We start from the raw sequence: 17,731 nt of genomic DNA on the forward strand, positions 1-17,731 counted from the left end.
ATTCAAAATGAACAAAAAATATACAATTGGCGTAGATTACGGAACAGGCTCAGGTCGGGCTGTACTCGTAGATCTTTCAAATGGAATGGAAGTGGCTGATCACGTAACAGAGTATCGCCATGGTGTTATTGACGAAAGACTTCCACAATCAGAAATTGAGCTAGAGCATGAATGGGCCTTGCAACATCCGCTCGATTATATCGAAGTGTTAACAACATCAGTTCCAGAAGTAATGAAGCGATCAGGTGTGAACCCTGATGACGTTATTGGTATCGCCATTGATTTTACTGCCTGTACGATGCTTCCTGTTGATCAATACGGTGAGCCGTTATGTCTAAAGCCTGAACTAGAGGATCGGCCACATAGCTGGTTGAAACTATGGAAACATCATGCGGCTCAAGATGAGGCAAACCGATTAAATGAAATCGCTGAACAACGAGGGGAATCTTTTCTTCCGAGATACGGTGGTAAAATTTCATCAGAGTGGATGATTGCTAAAGTATGGCAAATCTTAAATGAAGATAGTGAAATTTACGATTTGGCTGATCGTTTTCTTGAAGCAACTGATTGGGTTGTATGGCAAATGACTGGAAATATGACAAGAAATAGTTGTACGGCAGGTTATAAATCAATTTGGCACAAAAAAGATGGTTATCCTTCTAAAAACTTCTTTAAAGCTCTTGATCCTAGATTAGAAGATTTAACGGAAACAAAGCTTCGCGGCAAAATTCTTCCATTAGGGACTAAAGCTGGTGGGTTAACAGAAGCAATGGCCTCTTTAATGGGCTTGAAATCGGGGATTGCCGTTGCAGTTGGAAATGTAGATGCACATGCCGCTGTACCAGGAGTAGGTGTAACGACACCTGGGAAGTTAGTTATGGCGATGGGCACTTCTATTTGTCACATGTTACTTGGAACAGAAGAAAAAGAAGTTGAAGGCATGTGTGGCGTTGTTGAAGACGGGATTATACCAGGATACCTTGGTTACGAAGCTGGTCAATCTGCTGTTGGAGATATTTTTGCTTGGTTTGTTGATCAAGCCCTCCCAGCTTACGTTAAAGATGAAGCAAAAAGAGCTGGATTAAACGTACATCAATATTTAGAAGAAAAAGCATCTGCTTATAAACCTGGTGAAACGGGATTACTCGCACTAGACTGGTGGAATGGAAATCGTTCTGTTTTAGTAGATACGGATTTAACAGGCTTACTCATTGGTTGTACGCTGTTAACAAAACCAGAAGAAATTTACCGTGCTCTACTTGAAGCTACTGCGTTCGGTACAAGAAAAATCGTAGATGCTTTCCAAGATAATGGAGTATTAATCGAGGAATTATACGCATGTGGTGGTTTGCCTCAAAAAAATAAATTACTGATGCAAATATATGCAGATGTAACAAATCGTGAAATCAAAATTGCAGCTTCTAAGCAAACGCCAGCTGTAGGAGCAGCTATGTTTGCAGCGGTAGCGGCAGGGAGTGAAAAAGGTGGATACGATACGATCACAGGTGCAGCGGAAAAAATGGGACGGGTAAAAGATGAAACATTTAAGCCGATCCCTGAAAATGTAGCAATTTATGAGAAGCTATACCAGGAATATAGTAAACTTCATGACTACTTTGGTCGTGGTGAAAATGACGTAATGAAACGTCTGAAAGCTCTCAAAGAAACTCATTAAAACTATTTATCTACTAACGGAAATTATAGGAGGATGTCTCATGTTAACGATTAAAAAATATCAATTTTGGTTTGTTACTGGAAGTCAGCATTTATATGGTCCAGAAACAATTGAAGAAGTACAAGATCACTCTCGTCAAATTGTTCAAGCGCTAAATGAAGATGAAAGCATTCCATTTGAAATTGTATTAAAGCCTGTATTAACAACAGCAGATGCAATTCGCCGTTTATGTATGGATGCGAACACAGATGAAAATTGTGCAGGAATTATGACATGGATGCATACATTCTCACCTGCGAAAATGTGGATTGCTGGTCTCTCAGAGTTAAGAAAACCTCTACTACACTTGCATACCCAATTTAATCGTGAAATTCCGTGGGATTCAATTGATATGGATTTCATGAATACGAATCAATCTGCTCATGGAGATCGTGAATATGGCTTTATTGGTGCGCGTATGAACATCGCTCGTAAAGTAGTAGTGGGTCACTGGCAAGATAAGCAAGTACGAGAACGTACAGCTAACTGGATGAGAACCGCAACGGCAGTAACAGACGGAACGAATCTAAAAGTAGCTCGCTTCGGTGACAACATGCGTAATGTTGCTGTTACGGAGGGTGATAAAGTTGAAGCGCAAATTAAACTTGGCTGGACAACTGACGCTTATGGGATTGGAGATCTCGTTCAGCGTATGAACGACGTAACGGACCAACAAGTAAAAGCCCTTTATGAAGAATATAATGAACTATATGATATTGATCCACAAGCCAATTCGTCTGAAGCATACCGTGATTCAATCCTTTATCAAGCACGAATTGAACTAGGATTGAAAGCATTCTTAGAAGAAGGCGGGTACAGTGCATTCACGACAAATTTTGAAGATCTTCATGGAATGAAGCAATTACCTGGGCTTGCATCACAACGTTTGATGGCACAAGGTTACGGATTTGGTGGAGAGGGAGACTGGAAAACAGCGGCGCTAACTCGCATGATGAAGATTATTGCTGATGGAAAAGGAACTTCTTTCATGGAGGATTATACGTACCACTTTGAAGAAGGAAACGAATTAGTATTAGGTTCACACATGCTAGAAATTTGCCCGACAATTTCAGCGACGAAGCCAAAAATTGAAGTGCATCCATTAGGTATTGGTGGCAAAGAAGACCCTGCACGTTTGGTGTTTAACGGAGCAGAAGGGCGCGCTTTAAATGCTTCAATTATTGACATCGGAAATCGTTTTCGTCTCGTTGTGAATGAAGTGGATGCCGTTAAGCCAGTGAAAGAAATGCCGAAGTTACCGGTGGCTCAAGTTTTATGGAAGCCGCAGCCATCTCTAAGTGAATCAGCTGAAGCTTGGATTCATGCAGGTGGAGCTCATCATACGGTCTTTTCTACGGTAGTAACTCCAGAACAGCTTTATGATTGGGCGACAATGACTGACATTGAGTGTGTGTTTATTAACAACTCGACAAACGTAATGCAATTCCAAAACGAATTAAGATGGAATGATATTGCAAGAAAATTTGATAGATAAGCGATTACTTTCTTTTGTCGATTGCAAGAAGTTTGTTAGCTTGCAATCGGCTATAAGCAAGTAATAATAGAGATATTCATACGGGGCTACTTTAAAGAGGAGCTCCGTATTTTGAATTAAATGATGGTGTCTGTAAAGCCGCATCTATTTTTTATACGAATTGTTTATGGTAATCTTTATATTGGAGTTGACTGATTGGAATTGAGGTAAGCAGATATGCAAACTAAATATAGCAGAGTTAAGCAAGTTATAAAATCAAGAATCTTAGATGGTACTTACGTCTCGCATCAAAAAATAAGCTCTGAAAATGAACTAATGAAAGAATTTGAGGTAAGTCGTCATACAATCCGAGTAGCGATTGGTGAATTAGTAAGCGAAGGCTGGTTATACCGTGAGCAAGGTGCAGGTACTTTCTGTGCTGATCGTTCAACAAATGAGTCTAGAACGCAACAAACAACCAAAAATATTGCCATCATTACAACTTATATTTCAGATTATATTTTCCCATCGATTATAAGAGGTGCTGAAGCTTACTTAAGTGAGCGTGGATACCAGGTAAGTTTGTATAGTACTAATAATGATCGAAGCACTGAAAAAAGGATCTTGGAAAATATCTTATCCCAGCACGTTGATGGGGTGATTATTGAACCGACCAAAAGCGCTTTTTCGAACCCAAATATAAATTATTATTTTAACTTAGAACGACTAAATATCCCTTATATTATGATCAATGCCTTTTACGATGAGCTAGAGCCGTTATGTATTGTCATGAATGATGAAAAGGGAGGCTTTATCCAAACAGAGCATTTGATACAACAAGGACATAGGAATATCGTAGGTTTTTATAAGACAGACGATATTCAAGGAGTAAAGCGCATGAAGGGATATATTAAAGCTCACCGGAAATATCAAATTCCTATTAACCCTAAAAATATTATCAGCTATTATTCTGAAGAGAAGCTTACAAAGCCTGCTGAAGAGCTTGAGAAATTACTAGCTTCTAGTACAGACATGCCAACAGCACTTGCTTGCTACAATGACGAAATGGCGCTTTCACTTCTAGATATTTTACGTGAGAAAAAATTAAAAGTTCCTCAAGATATCTCAATTGTCGGCTATGACGACTCTTTCTTAGCGGAAGCATCAGAGGTTAAATTAACATCTGTAAAACATCCCAAGAATGAAATGGGTGAAGCTGCAGCGCGAATGATTGTCGATTTAGTCGAAAATCAACAGCAAAACGGGAAGAAGTCAAAAGAGTTTCGATCAATTGAGTATGATCCTGAGCTCGTCATCCGTCAATCAACGGAACAGATATAAAAGAATAGATAGTGGCACCGCGTGTTGCGGTGCTTTTTGTCGTAATGGTGTGAAATAGGATCGTGAACGGGGGGGCAAGGTTTCTACTAATTGGTCTTCTTATCTTCTAATATGAAGATTTATCTTCTGATTGTTTTATTTAATCTACTAGTTCGCTTACGTTATCTTCTAAAATACGAATATATCTACTTTCATCTCCTCAATTACGAATCTCACAGCAAAAAATCCGCACATTCATAATCATAATTTTTTGAATTAACGCTTGTAAAATGAGAGAGTATTCGTTAAAATTATACGTACGTACAACTTTTAGTTATTACACCTATACAAAGTTTAATGGACGTACAAATTTTTTTTTAGATCTATTAAGCTGAGAGAATCTTGTCAAATACATAGTTAAGGGAGACGGAAAATGAGTATTGAGCAAGAAGCAGTAAATAGTATACGGACGTTGTCTATTGATATGGTTGAGAAAGCTAATTCGGGTCATCCGGGTATGCCAATGGGCGCTGCTCCAATGGCATATGAGTTATGGATGAATCATATGAAACATAATCCTTCTAACCCGAATTTTTTTGATCGTGACCGTTTTGTGTTATCGGCAGGACATGGATCAGCATTGCTATATAGCTTGTTACATTTAACAGGCTATGATTTATCGCTAGATGATTTAAAGAATTTTCGTCAATGGGGAAGTAAAACACCAGGGCATCCGGAATTTGGTCATACCCCAGGAGTTGAAGCTACAACGGGACCTCTAGGTCAAGGGATTGCGACAGCTGTCGGAATGGCGATGGCAGAAGCTCACCTAGCGGCAACATATAATAAGGATAAATTTGATCTCGTTAATCACTATACATACGCAATTTGTGGTGATGGGGATTTAATGGAGGGTATATCTGCTGAAGCGATTTCAATGGCAGGTCATATGGGACTCGGAAAATTAATCGTTCTCTATGATTCCAATGACATTTCACTTGATGGTGAGTTGCATATGTCATTCTCTGAAAATGTTGGGCAACGCTTACAAGCTTGTGGTTGGCATTATCTAAAAGTAGATGATGGAACAAACCTTCTTGATATTAGCCAAGCAATTCAAAAAGCGAAAGCAGCTGAAAATCGTCCAACGTTAATTGAAGTTCGAACGGTTATTGGTTACGGAAGTCCTAACAAATCAGGGAAGTCAGCATCTCATGGTTCGCCACTGGGGAAGGAAGAAGCTTCATTAACGAAAGAATCGTATCAATGGAAGCACGAGTCTTTTGAAATTCCAGAAGACATCTATCAACATTTCAACCAAGTAAAAGAAAAAGGTCAAAAAGAGGAAAGTGAGTGGTATCAGAAATTAAACGAATACAAAAAAAGGTATCCAGAATTGGCTGAGCAGTTTGAGTTAGCCATTAGGAATGAATTGCCTGGAGGATGGGACAAAGATTTACCTGTTTATAAAATTGACTCACCGAAAATGGCTACTCGTCAATCTTCTGGTTTAGCAATCAACGCAATTGCTAAAAACCTGCCAACTGTTTTTGGAGGCTCGGCTGACTTGGCTGGCTCTAATAATACAACGTTAAAAGGTCTTTCGATTTTTAGTAAAGATCATTATCAAGGGAGAAATATCTGGTTCGGTGTTCGAGAACATGCGATGGGAGCCGCGTTAAATGGGTTAGCACTTCACGGCGGTGTAAGACCTTATGCAGGAACATTCTTTGTTTTTTCGGATTACCTTCGTCCCTCCATTCGTCTTGCAGCCTTGATGAAACAGCCAGTTGTTTATGTGTTTACGCATGATAGTATTGCGGTTGGGGAAGATGGGCCTACACATGAGCCTGTAGAACAACTGCCTTCGCTTCGAGCTATACCAGGATTAACGGTTATTCGTCCAGCTGATGCGAATGAAACGACCGAAGCTTATCGTTATGCTTTTGAACAAAGAAACGAACCTGTTGCGATGGTTTTAACTCGTCAAGCTTTACCTGTTCTAGAGGGGACAGTTGAACTTGCGAGAGAAGGGGTTAGAAAAGGGGCATATGTCGTTTCTGATTCAGAAGAAGAAGCCGATGTAATTTTACTTGCTTCGGGGTCAGAGGTTAGTCTCGCAGTTGAAGCAAAGAAAGAACTAGTTCAAAAAGGAATAGCAGTTCGCATTGTTAGTATGCCGAGTTGGGAGCTATTTGAACAACAATCTGATGAGTATAAGGAGTCAGTTTTACCTACGGCGATTAAAGCAAGAGTTGCGATTGAGATGGCGTACCCTTTAGGTTGGGAGCGTTATATAGGTGATGAAGGGAAACTCATTGCTGTCACTGACTTTGGTGCGTCTGGAACAGGAGAAAAAGTAGTAAGTGAGTACGGGTTTACGACAGAGAATGTCATTGCAACTGTTGAAAAGCTAGCAATAAAAGTTAAGTAAAAATAGTGGAGAAAAAAAGGAGAAGATGATATGAGTAATAAAGTTGTTGTAAATACAGATATCGAACAAGGAATCATTAATAAAAATATTTATGGTCACTTTGCGGAGCATTTAGGGAGATGTATTTATGAAGGCTTTTGGGTTGGAGAAGATTCACCGATTCCAAATACAAATGGGATTCGCAATGATGTAGTAGCAGCACTCAAGAATATTCAAATTCCAGTACTTCGTTGGCCAGGTGGTTGCTTCGCTGATGAGTATCACTGGAAAGATGGGATTGGCCCACGTGAAAGCCGCAAAAGAATGGTCAACACACATTGGGGTGGAGTGGTTGAAAATAACCATTTCGGAACGCATGAGTTTATGATGCTTTGTGAGATGCTTGAGACAGAACCTTATATTTGTGGAAATGTTGGTAGTGGTACGGTTCAAGAAATGTCTGAATGGGTCGAGTATATGACGTTTGACGGAGAGTCGCCAATGGCTAATTGGAGGCAAGAAAATGGCAGAGAAAAGGCATGGCCTTTAACATACTTTGGTGTCGGAAATGAAAACTGGGGATGCGGTGGTAATATGCGTCCGGAATATTATGCAGACCTCTACCGTCGTTATCAAACGTATGTTAGAAATTATGGAGAGAATAAAATCTATAAAATTGCTGGTGGGGCAAATGTAGATGATTATAATTGGACAGAAGTGTTGATGCGTGAAGCAGGAAGAATGATGGATGGATTAAGCCTTCATTATTATACAATCCCAGGTGATTTCTGGTTAGGGAAAGGTTCAGCTTTAGATCCGAGCGATAAAGAATGGTTTATTACGATGAAGAAAGCTCTTCATATTGACGAATTAATTACCAAGCATTCTACGATCATGGATAAATACGATCCAGAAAAACGAGTTGGAATGATCATTGATGAGTGGGGAACTTGGTTTGATGTAGAACCAGGTACAAATCCAGGATTCCTTTATCAACAAAACACGATTCGTGATGCTTTAGTGGCAGGATTACATTTCCACATTTTCCATGACCACAGTGATCGTGTTCAAATGGCAAATATTGCTCAAACGGTAAATGTTCTTCAAGCGATGATCTTAACAGAAGGAGAAAAGATGATTGTAACTCCGACATATCACGTGTTTGAAATGTTTAAAGTACATCAAGATGCAACGAAATTAGATTGTAGTAGCACTGTTGGTACGTATGAGTTAAATGGCGAAGAGTTACCAGCTATTAGTGTATCTGCCTCAAAAGATCAAGATGGTAAAGTGAACATCAGCTTATGTAACTTGAATCATAAAGAGAATTCTGATGTTAGCATTGCACTTCGTGGCATGATTGAAGGAGCGAAGCAAGTGTCGGGAAGAATTTTAACGGCTTCTACGACGAATGCTCACAATACATTTGAACAGCCTGATGCAGTTAAGCCGGTTTCTTTTGAAGGTGCTGTACTAACAAGTGATGAAGTCTCTTTAACTCTACCTCCAATGTCTGTTGTTGTTTTAACTGTTGAATAATTAGGATGATGGAACGAGTTAGAGAATGTAAGAGCTGTCGAACAACTGTTGTAGAGGGAATACAAGACATTGATCATGAGCTCGATGACGATAAAACGGTTAGTGAGGAAGTTTATCAAAACCGCTTAGACACCTGTATGGAATGTCCTTCATTAGCTCACGGTTCCACTTGCAAGTTTTCAGGATGTCTAGTTAGCTTTCGGGCGTATTTAATTGAAAAAAAGTGTCCTGATCCAAGTGGGGACAGATGGTCTTAACTCTTAAGTAGAGCACTCAATTAAATGATGAATGGAAGAAAGAGATACAGCCTATGGTTTGTATCTCTTTTGATTTACTTTTCAAGTAAAACGATAATGTTTCCCTTTATTTAGTGCCTCAAATTTAGTAAAATGAGCTTAAGGTAACCAATAACATTAATATTTTAATATTTATATTAATTAAATGATTTGTTCGATTCATTTTCGCAAGAGTTCTAACTTAATTTTACAATTAAATAAACCACATTAAAGGGGTTCGTATGACAACAACTCAAGTAAAGAAACTGTCTATCATTGCAGTCACCTGGCCAATCTTTATAGAGTCACTTCTACACATATCGCTAAGAACAGCTGATACGTTTATGTTAAGTAAAGTGTCAGATGAGGCTGTGGCAGCTGTTGGGGTAGCGAATCAATTAATTATGTTTATGTTTTTCTTGTTCCAATTTGTTGCTACGGGAACATCCGTCATCGTTGCTCAGTATCTAGGAGCAAAGAAATATGATGAGATTAATAAATACATAGGCAATGGAATTTTGCTGAATTTCATTTTTGGTTTATTTGTTGCAACGATTCTAATTATCTTTAGTAAACAATTTCTAAGTTTATTTCAGTTGGAACCTGAACTTCTAGTCGAAGCAAGAACTTTCTTGATCATTGTTGGAGGCGCTTTAGTTTTCCAAGCGATGAGTATTACGATGTCTGTCATTATTCAGACACACGGCTTTACAAAAGAAACGATGTTTGTTAGCGGAGGAATGAACATTGTTAATATTATCGGAAACTATCTATTTATTTATGGAGCGCTCGGCTTTCCGCAGTGGGGAGTTCCTGGAGTGGCGATCGCGACTGCTTTTAGTCAATTTTTAGCTCTGATTGCGTTTGGGTTTGTTCTTTATTACCGAGTTAATCTCAGACTAACTTGGAATGATTTTATAGAAATTCAGAAAGAACGCCTGAAAAAAGTTTTGAGCATCGGAATTCCATCGTCAATGACTATTCTCTCTTACTCTAGTAGTCAAATTGTTACAACCTCTTTTATTACATTACTTGGAACGCAAATGCTTGCTACTAGAATTTACACTTTAAATCTTCTCTTTTTTGTTATGGTACTCGGCATCTCACTTGGAAGAGGGTCGCAAATTATTACCGGACATTTAATTGGAGCAGGAGAAATGGAAGAAGCGTATAAGCAAGGGAGGCGTAATGTTCGTTGGAGCATCCTGTTAGCTTTGCTGATGACTGTCATTATCGTTTTAGTGAGAGAACCGTTACTCGGGTTATTTACTAACGATCCTGCCATTATTCAAATGGGCGGAATCCTGCTTATAATGGGCTTTTTACTTGAACCTGGAAGATGCTTGAACCTAGTTTATGGAGCGACTCTTCAGGCAGCTGGCGACGCTAGGTATATGATGATCGTTTCAGTTGTTGTCATTTGGGGCTTTAGTGTGCCGTTGTACTATTTATTAGGCATTCACTTTGGGTGGGGGTTGATCGGAATTTGGTTGGCATTCATTGCCGATGAGTGGGTGCGTGGCATTGCGTTATGGGCAAGGTGGAAAAATAGAAAGTGGGAAAGTAAAGCGCTTGTAAAGCAAAAGAAGACAGATAGTGAAGTTTCAGCTTAAACTACTAAACTAATTCAGATTGTAATGGAGGCACACCTATGCAAAACGTTAAACTTCTTAATGGTATGTTTAAAGATTCACAAGACAAAGGAAAAGAGTACTTACTTTATCTGGATATTGATAGACTTGTTGCTCCTTGTTACGAAGCTGTGTCACGAGCTCCGAAAAGCAACGTTATGGTGGGTGGGAATCAACGGGAATTAGCGGACATTCTATTGGTCACTGGCTTTCAGCTACTGCTCAAATGTATGTTATTACAGAAGATGAAAAGTTAAAGGAAAAGATAAACTATGCATTAGATGAACTTGCTCATATACAAAGTTTTGATGAGGAAGGATATGTGAGCGGGTTTCCTAGAACTTGTTTTGATAAAGTGTTCACGGGTGATTTTGAGGTTGAACATTTTAGTTTAGCAGGACAATGGGTGCCTTGGTATAGCATTCATAAAATTTACGCAGGGCTTATTGACATTTACACTCTAATGAACGAAGAGAAAGCATTGACTATAGTTAAAAAATTAGCTGATTGGGCTCAAAAAGGGTTAGCGAATTTAAGTGATGAGGAGTTTGAAAAAATGCTTACTTGCGAGCATGGCGGAATGAATGAAGCCATGGCAGATCTTTACCTTATTACAGGTAATGAGGTCTACTTGAACCTAGCCATTCGTTTTTGTCATAAAGCCGTACTCGAACCATTAGCTAAAGGAGTCGACGAGCTTGAGGGGAAACATGCAAACACCCAAATTCCAAAAGTAATCGGAGCGGCAAAACTCTATAACATTACTAAAGAAGAAAAATATAAAAAAATAGCCATGTTTTTCTTTGAAGAAGTTACAAAACACCGTTCATATATCATTGGTGGCAATAGCATTAACGAACATTTTGGCCCAGCAAACAGTGAAAAATTAGGAGTACAAACAACCGAAACATGTAATACTTACAATATGTTGAAGCTAACTGAGCTTTTATTTGACTGGTCTCATCAAGCAGACTATTTTGATTACTATGAAAAGGCTTTATACAACCATATTCTAGCTTCACAAGACCCTGAATCAGGGATGAAAACGTATTTTGTTTCAACTCAGCCAGGGCATTTCAAAGTGTACTGTTCGCCGGACAATTCTTTTTGGTGCTGTACGGGTACTGGGATGGAAAATCCAGCCCGTTATACAAGAAACATATATTATCAGAAGAATGAAGACCTATATGTAAATCTATTTATTGCCTCCGAGATTACAATGAATCATAAGCAATTAAGAATCAAACAAGAAACTGATTTTCCTAGGTCAAGCCAATCTACTCTTTATATAGAAGAAGGAAATGGTGAGGTGGAAATTCATATTCGTGTTCCATACTGGGTGTCAGATTCAATGACAGTTGTCGTTAATGATAAGGAAACTTATTCAAAGATTGAAAACGGGTATGTAGCAGTAAAAAGAAGTTGGGTTGCTGGAGATAAGATCGAAGTTGAATTACCTATGGACCTCCATGCTTATACAGCTAAAGATGATCCGAAAAAAGTGGGTATTATGTATGGTCCAGTTGTTTTGGCTGGGGCACTAGGAAAAGAGAATTTTCCAGAGACCGATATTTTAGGTGACCACTTAAAGCTGAATAACCATCCTTTAATTGATGTTCCGAATTTAATTGCTGATAAGAATGACCTGAATAGCTGGATCAAGCCAGTTAAAGGATCTTCGTTAACCTTTCAAACAGCAGCGGTAGGACAACCTGGAAATGTTCAAGTAACTTTAATTCCTTTTTACGAACTCCATCATGAGCGCTACACATTGTATTGGAATGTCATGGACCAAGAATCGTATAAGACGTTTAAAGACTTGGAGCAAGAACAACTCAAACGATTGCAAGCAATCACGGTAGATGAAGTGCAACCAAATGAACAACAGCCAGAAGTAGAGCATAACCTTAAAAAGGAAAATTCAACGTCTGATTACTTAAATATTGTTCAAAAAGGTTGGCGCGACAGCCGTGATGAAGGGTACTTCAGTTATGGAATGGCAGTTGAACCAGATCGTCAAATGTATTTACAGGTCTTTTACTTTGGTGGGGATCGAGCCTTATTTATGGACGGAAAAACCTATGAGCGTGAGTTTACTATTTTAATTGATGGAACTGAAATTGCCAGTCAGAAACTTGATGCAAATGGGCAACACGACAGCTTGTTTGATGTCATCTATGAGGTACCAGCGGCTTTAACAGAAGGAAAAAAACAAGTAGAAGTGAAATTTGCATCTTCACCGGGGAAAATTGCCGGTGGTGTTTACGGGCTTAAAATGTTAAATGCGTTACCATAAAAGTAGTTAGCTATGTAGCGTTGTATGAAAAAAGATGATTCTGGCCAAGAGCCAAAATCATCTTTTTGCTTTATCTGAGATCTGATTTTACATAGACGGAGCCCGAGCTGGGTCAGTTATCTACTAATTGGGCTTGTTTATCTCCTAATGGCAATGAGTTATCCTCTAATTTTTCCTTATATCTATTAGCTCGGCTTGTTTATCTCCTAAATTACGATTATATCTACTAATCCCTTATTTATTACGAATCTCGTAACGCACGTCTACTTAACCAACGTCCAACTGATCTTCTCAGCAAGTAATTTTGAGACGTTTTCATTCAACATCCCTTCTTTCGTATGAGCAGGGGTAAAACAGCAAATTTTTCCCTTCCCATATGGATGTTTCCAGCTAGCAATTGAGTCACCATCAACTCCGGTACTCCAAAGGTCAACTTCTGTGTGATCTACATCGCAATGAACGAAATATTGTTCATCCAATAGAGGAAATGTATGTTCACCTGTTTTTTCATTTTCATTTAGCATATAAGTGACATCTTGAAGTCCTGGTGGGTGGTAGTCAAAATGACCACGTAACATTTTGATGTAGCCACTGTCTTCTTTAAAGCTAGCCATGCCCGCATGCCAAGCTAGAACACTGCCGCCGCCTTCCACATAAGTTACAATCTCCTGATCTAACTTATCTGTAAGCCAAGTCAGAACTTGCTCGTCTCTTGGATTTAACTCATCCATTTTTGCATTAATAAATAAATCTGGTTGTTCAGCAAGTGCTTGTGAAACATTTTCATAGCTGATGTATTGAAGTGTGATTTCATCTTTGTTTGGCAGTCTACTTAAGGCTGCTTCCAATCCAGCTTTTGCTTCCTCGCCATCATGCCAGTAGTCTCCTAGTAATGCTACGATTTTTGCCAAGTGAATCTCTCCTTACCAGTTGATTTTATTGCCTTGATAGTCAATGTACATGTGTTCATTTATTGCCGGAGCTTTTAAAATTTCGTTCATGATCCCTGCTGCTGATTCACTCGCTTCGATGGTCGCTTCATGATTAAAGTCACCCATAATGTACGTTTTGACATAACCCGGGTGGAAAGCTAGTACTTTGATGCCATGTTCTGATAATTGATTTTGTAAGATTGTTAACTGCATATTTAAAGCTGATTTAGACATACAGTAGCCGTATTCCTTTACTCGCCAAGAATCAGCTAAACTGGCTGCTTCAGAAGAGATGTTGGCAAGGATTTTACTTGTTCCTTTCATTAGTAAAGGGACAACCGATTTAGATACACGTAAGGGGCCTAAAGCATTGACATTATAATGATTCATCATATCTTCATAGTTGAATTCACCGAAAATATCTGTGGAGCGATCAACGAAAATGGCCGCATTGTTTATTAAAATGTCTAGAGAACCAGCTTGGTCTTTAATATACTCGGCGGCTTGATCAACAGAACTTTGGTCGGTTACGTCTAATGTCAAAATGTCTAAATCATCACCAAATTCCTTTTTTACCTCATCAAGTTCAGCCCAGTCCGACATAAAGCGTCCTGCGAATACCTTGAATCCTGATTCAAGAAAAGCCTTTGATAGAGCTAGTCCAAGTCCTCTATCTGCACCTGTAATATAAACTGTTTTTTTCATGGATAAGCACTCCTAATTCAAATTGTGAAAACACTTACATATATGTAATGTATTCTCCAATAGAACTGGATCTCCCTTTAAGTTTACAAAAAAAATTTCTTTATTGCCACTTATCTTTAGGCATAATAGCTAGGGTAGGCAAAAAAAGGCTATCCTAGAAGCTACAATTCTACTTCATAGAATAACCTTTTTAAAAAGGTCTATTAGTTTTTCAACGTTTGCTCCCAAGCATGACCGATTTGTAAAAGAAGTTTCTCCGAAAGATGATTTCCAATTAGTTGCATACCGGTTGGTAACCCGTTAGAACACAATCCCATCGGAACAGAAAGGCTTGGTGTTCCTGTTGCATTAGCTGGAGAGGTAAATGGCATACAACGCCTCGTTATTTCTAAATTTTGTTCAACCCAATTATCTTCATGTCTAGGTGTAGTAATTGGGATAGTAGGAGCAGCCAATATATCGACATGTTCAAATGCTTTCTTAAATGCTTTTACTAGTGTGCGGCGAGCTTGTTGTGCTCTCACATACTGTGGAGTTGTAGTAATCGCACCTGCTTGAAAGAAAATCCTAACATCTCTAGCATAATCATCTAGGTGTTCTTGTAACCAGTTGAAATGATAAGTAGCTGCTTCACCAGTTGTGATAACATAACCTGCGAAAGTGGAGAGTGTTAATTCAGGGATTGAGACCTCTGTTACTTTTGCACCTAATTGCTCGAAAGTTCTAATGGCATTATGAAATAATTTTTCGATATCAGGATCTAATCCATCAAGGAAATAACTCGGGACACCAATTTTCAATCCTTTTATGTCCTTATTTAATTGACTTCTGTAATCGGGGAGTGGTGCTTTAATACTGGCTGGATCTCTAGGGTCATATCCAGCCATATAATCAAGCATAATTGCAATGTCTGAGCAAGAGCGAGTCATTGGTCCGGCATGATCTAATGACCAAGCAAGTGGTGCGACCCCTTTTGTACTTACTAATCCATAAGTTGGTTTTAAGCCATAAATACCACACATCGCAGCGGGGACACGAATGGATCCGAATGTATCTGTTCCTGTCGTGAGTGTGGCTAAGCCAGCTGCTAAAGCGGCGCCACTCCCACCGCTCGACCCACCAGGAACATAATGTAGATTCCAAGGGTTCCTTGTATGGCCATAGACAGGATTGGTATTCGTTAAGCCGCCACCGAATTCATGCATGTTCAGTTTTCCTAACATAATGCCGCCTGCGCCAAGCAACTTTTCAACAGCTGTTGCTGTTTGTTCTGGTATTTGCTCAGCTAAGATCTTAGAACCTACTGTTGTGCGAACGCCTTTCGTATCAAAATTATCTTTTATACCGATAGGAATTCCATGAAGTGGTCCTTTATAAAGCCCGTTCGCTATTTCTGCTTCTGCACTTTTAGCTTGTTGAAGGGCAATCTCGTGTAAAGGTGTAATGTAAGAATGGATAGAAGAGTCTATTTGATCAATCCGGTTCAAGATAGCTTCGGTTAATTCCACAGGAGATAGTTGTTTAGATTCAAGTAATGGAGCAAGCTCACTAGCTGTTAAAGTGTGTAATTCAGTCATATTGGATCAACTCCGAATCAACAATAGTTATCGGCACTTCATCTTTTAAGTCTCTCTGAGTCCAGACGGCTGTTTGAGCTTGATAAACAGAATAAAGCACTTGTTGAATAAAAGGGATATCTGCCTCTGCAACTGGAATTGCATCTAAGTATAAATTTTTTCTAATGAAATCAGCAAAATCCATTGATTATCATCCTCCTTACAAAAATAGGCTACTTTCACATTATGAATAAAAGAGAATAATGTGAAAAAGGAAGAGGATACGTAGGATGAACGTTCTTCTAAACATTGAGTTCAAATAATCTGAAAAATATTGAAATTTAAGATTGAAGGTTCGCGATGAATCTGATAAAATAAAACAAATGAAAAGGCTATGTGTAACTGGCGAAACGCGGATCACCGCGAGGGAGCACGTAGTGTCGTAGCCGTTCGCCTGGGCAGAGGTAAGGGAAATTTCTTCCCTTACCTCTTTCTGTTTAAATTGAAGGAGGAGGATATGTTTCAACCTTTAATAAACTGAACAGATAATCAAAGCAGATGGTCAAATACGAAAAGAGAGAGAATGGAGAGATAAACATGAGCGCAACAACTTTAAAAAATGAAAACACGATTAAAACATTAAATAATATAGCACAAAGTGGATTGAAGGTATTTAAAGATCATTACACTTTAGATAATGATAGTGAAAATCCAGATGCTATTTTAGTAAGAAGCTTTAATATGCATTCTTTAGAATTCGGCGATAACCTTAAAGCTATCGCAAGAGCAGGTGCAGGAGTAAACAATATTCCAGTTGATAAATGTACTGAACAAGGAATTGTTGTTTTTAATACACCTGGTGCTAATGCGAATGCTGTAAAAGAGCTTGTTTTAACAACGCTAATGGCATCTTCTCGTAATTTATTTGCTGGTGTAGCTTGGACAAAAACGTTAGCAGCTGAAGGAGAGCAAATTCCAAAACTTGTTGAAGCAGGAAAGAAAGACTTTGTCGGAAAAGAAATTAAAGGAAAAACACTTGGAATCATTGGTTTAGGAGCAATCGGAGCTTTAGTAGCTAATGATGCACTTGATTTAGATATGGACGTTATTGGTTTTGATCCATTTATTTCTGTTGATACGGCATGGGCTTTATCTCGTAACGTACAGCGTGCCATGACAATTGAAGAGTTATTTGCTAACTCTGACTATATTACGGTCCACGTACCGTTTACACCAGATACAGGTGGAATGTTTAATAAAGACACTTTTAGCATTATGAAAGAAGGAGTTCACATCTTGAATTTTTCACGTGGTGAACTTGTTAATGAAGAAGATATGGCTGTTGCACTTGAAAATGGAAAAGTAGGGAAATATGTTACAGACTTCCCTAATGAGAATGTGTTGAAAATGAAAAATGTTGTTCCGATTCCGCATCTAGGGGCATCAACACAAGAATCAGAGGAAAACTGCGCAATTATGGCAGCTCGTCAAGTAAAAGAGTTTCTAGAAACAGGAAACATTAGGAACTCAGTAAACTTTCCAAATGCAAGTCTTCCGTACACAGGAAAACGCCGTGTAGCAGCGTTCCACAAAAATGTTCCTAACATGGTTGGACAAATAACTTTAGCGATTTCAAGTTATAACTTGAACATTGCTGACATGGTTAATAGAAGTCGTGGAGAATATGCTTATACGATGATCGACATTGAAAATGAAGTAAACGGTGATATTATTCCGAGCTTAATTAAACAAATTAGTGAGATTGAAGGAATGGTAGCCATCCGAGTTATTTAAGCTTTAATAATAAAAAGGACAGTGCTCTTAGGTGAGGGGCTGTCCTTTTTTGTGTATTAAAAAATCAGGCCAAAAACTCTAG

The 17,731-nt window shown here is 38.8% G+C and carries 13 protein-coding genes and 1 riboswitch; of the genes, 9 read left to right on the forward strand and 4 right to left on the reverse strand.

All coding sequences use genetic code 11. The annotated features are described in order from the left end of the window. Positions 1-7: 7 nt before the first annotated feature. The 8 genes from JCM9157_RS04585 to JCM9157_RS04615 all read left to right on the forward strand — a co-directional run bounded on the left by JCM9157_RS04585 (position 8) and on the right by JCM9157_RS04615 (position 12,662). Positions 8-1,675: a ribulokinase gene (locus JCM9157_RS04585; RefSeq protein WP_035662673.1), complete on the forward strand. Its 1,668-nt coding sequence runs from the start codon at positions 8-10 to the stop codon at positions 1,673-1,675. A 40-nt stretch (positions 1,676-1,715) separates the two neighbouring features. After that, positions 1,716-3,209 (forward strand): L-arabinose isomerase, encoded by a 1,494-nt coding sequence (gene araA / locus JCM9157_RS04590; protein ID WP_035662676.1) that lies wholly within the window; start codon positions 1,716-1,718, stop codon positions 3,207-3,209. Positions 3,210-3,425: 216 nt separating this feature from the next. Then, complete coding sequence (locus JCM9157_RS04595; protein ID WP_035662678.1) at positions 3,426-4,529, forward strand: GntR family transcriptional regulator; 1,104 nt, start codon at positions 3,426-3,428, stop codon at positions 4,527-4,529. 412 nt (positions 4,530-4,941) lie between these two features. Next, positions 4,942-6,942, forward strand: a complete 2,001-nt coding sequence (gene tkt, locus JCM9157_RS04600; RefSeq protein WP_035662681.1) for a transketolase — start codon at positions 4,942-4,944, stop codon at positions 6,940-6,942. 30 nt (positions 6,943-6,972) lie between these two features. Further along, positions 6,973-8,460 (forward strand): alpha-N-arabinofuranosidase, encoded by a 1,488-nt coding sequence (locus tag JCM9157_RS04605; RefSeq protein WP_035662683.1) that lies wholly within the window; start codon positions 6,973-6,975, stop codon positions 8,458-8,460. Positions 8,461-8,468: 8 nt separating this feature from the next. Next, positions 8,469-8,717, forward strand: coding sequence for a DUF6171 family protein (locus JCM9157_RS24325; RefSeq protein ID WP_148296806.1), 249 nt, complete (start codon positions 8,469-8,471; stop codon positions 8,715-8,717). 260 nt (positions 8,718-8,977) lie between these two features. Further along, positions 8,978-10,348, forward strand: a complete 1,371-nt coding sequence (locus JCM9157_RS04610) for an MATE family efflux transporter (protein WP_035662684.1) — start codon at positions 8,978-8,980, stop codon at positions 10,346-10,348. A gap of 136 nt (positions 10,349-10,484) precedes the next feature. Then, the gene (locus tag JCM9157_RS04615) at positions 10,485-12,662 is read left to right on the forward strand and encodes a glycoside hydrolase family 127 protein (protein WP_369384693.1); all 2,178 of its coding nucleotides are present in this window, start codon (positions 10,485-10,487) and stop codon (positions 12,660-12,662) included. Between the two features lie 263 nt (positions 12,663-12,925). Here JCM9157_RS04615 and JCM9157_RS04620 read toward each other — a convergent pair whose 3' ends face one another. The 4 genes from JCM9157_RS04620 to JCM9157_RS04635 all read right to left on the reverse strand — a co-directional run bounded on the left by JCM9157_RS04620 (position 12,926) and on the right by JCM9157_RS04635 (position 16,060). Next, entirely contained in the window at positions 12,926-13,573 is a 648-nt protein-coding gene (locus JCM9157_RS04620; RefSeq protein WP_035662685.1) for a ThuA domain-containing protein, read from the reverse strand. Positions 13,574-13,585: 12 nt separating this feature from the next. Then, the gene (locus JCM9157_RS04625) at positions 13,586-14,299 is read right to left on the reverse strand and encodes an SDR family oxidoreductase (protein WP_035662688.1); all 714 of its coding nucleotides are present in this window, start codon (positions 14,297-14,299) and stop codon (positions 13,586-13,588) included. A 203-nt stretch (positions 14,300-14,502) separates the two neighbouring features. Next, positions 14,503-15,876 carry an Asp-tRNA(Asn)/Glu-tRNA(Gln) amidotransferase GatCAB subunit A gene (locus tag JCM9157_RS04630; RefSeq protein ID WP_035662690.1) on the reverse strand — a complete coding sequence of 458 codons (1,374 nt, stop codon included), beginning with the start codon at positions 15,874-15,876 and terminating at the stop codon, positions 14,503-14,505. After that, positions 15,869-16,060: a hypothetical protein gene (locus JCM9157_RS04635; RefSeq protein WP_035662692.1), complete on the reverse strand. Its 192-nt coding sequence runs from the start codon at positions 16,058-16,060 to the stop codon at positions 15,869-15,871. Before JCM9157_RS04635 ends, JCM9157_RS04630 begins: the two co-directional genes overlap by 8 nt. A gap of 183 nt (positions 16,061-16,243) precedes the next feature. Continuing rightward, positions 16,244-16,322, forward strand: a riboswitch (ZMP/ZTP riboswitch). 130 nt (positions 16,323-16,452) lie between these two features. On the opposite strand from JCM9157_RS04635, the gene JCM9157_RS04640 reads away from it, so the two are divergent. Continuing rightward, entirely contained in the window at positions 16,453-17,649 is a 1,197-nt protein-coding gene (locus JCM9157_RS04640; RefSeq protein WP_035662693.1) for a phosphoglycerate dehydrogenase, read from the forward strand. Positions 17,650-17,731 lie beyond the last annotated feature (82 nt).

This window comes from Halalkalibacter akibai JCM 9157, from assembly GCF_000513135.1.
In the GTDB taxonomy this organism is placed as follows: domain Bacteria; phylum Bacillota; class Bacilli; order Bacillales; family Bacillaceae_D; genus Halalkalibacter; species Halalkalibacter akibai.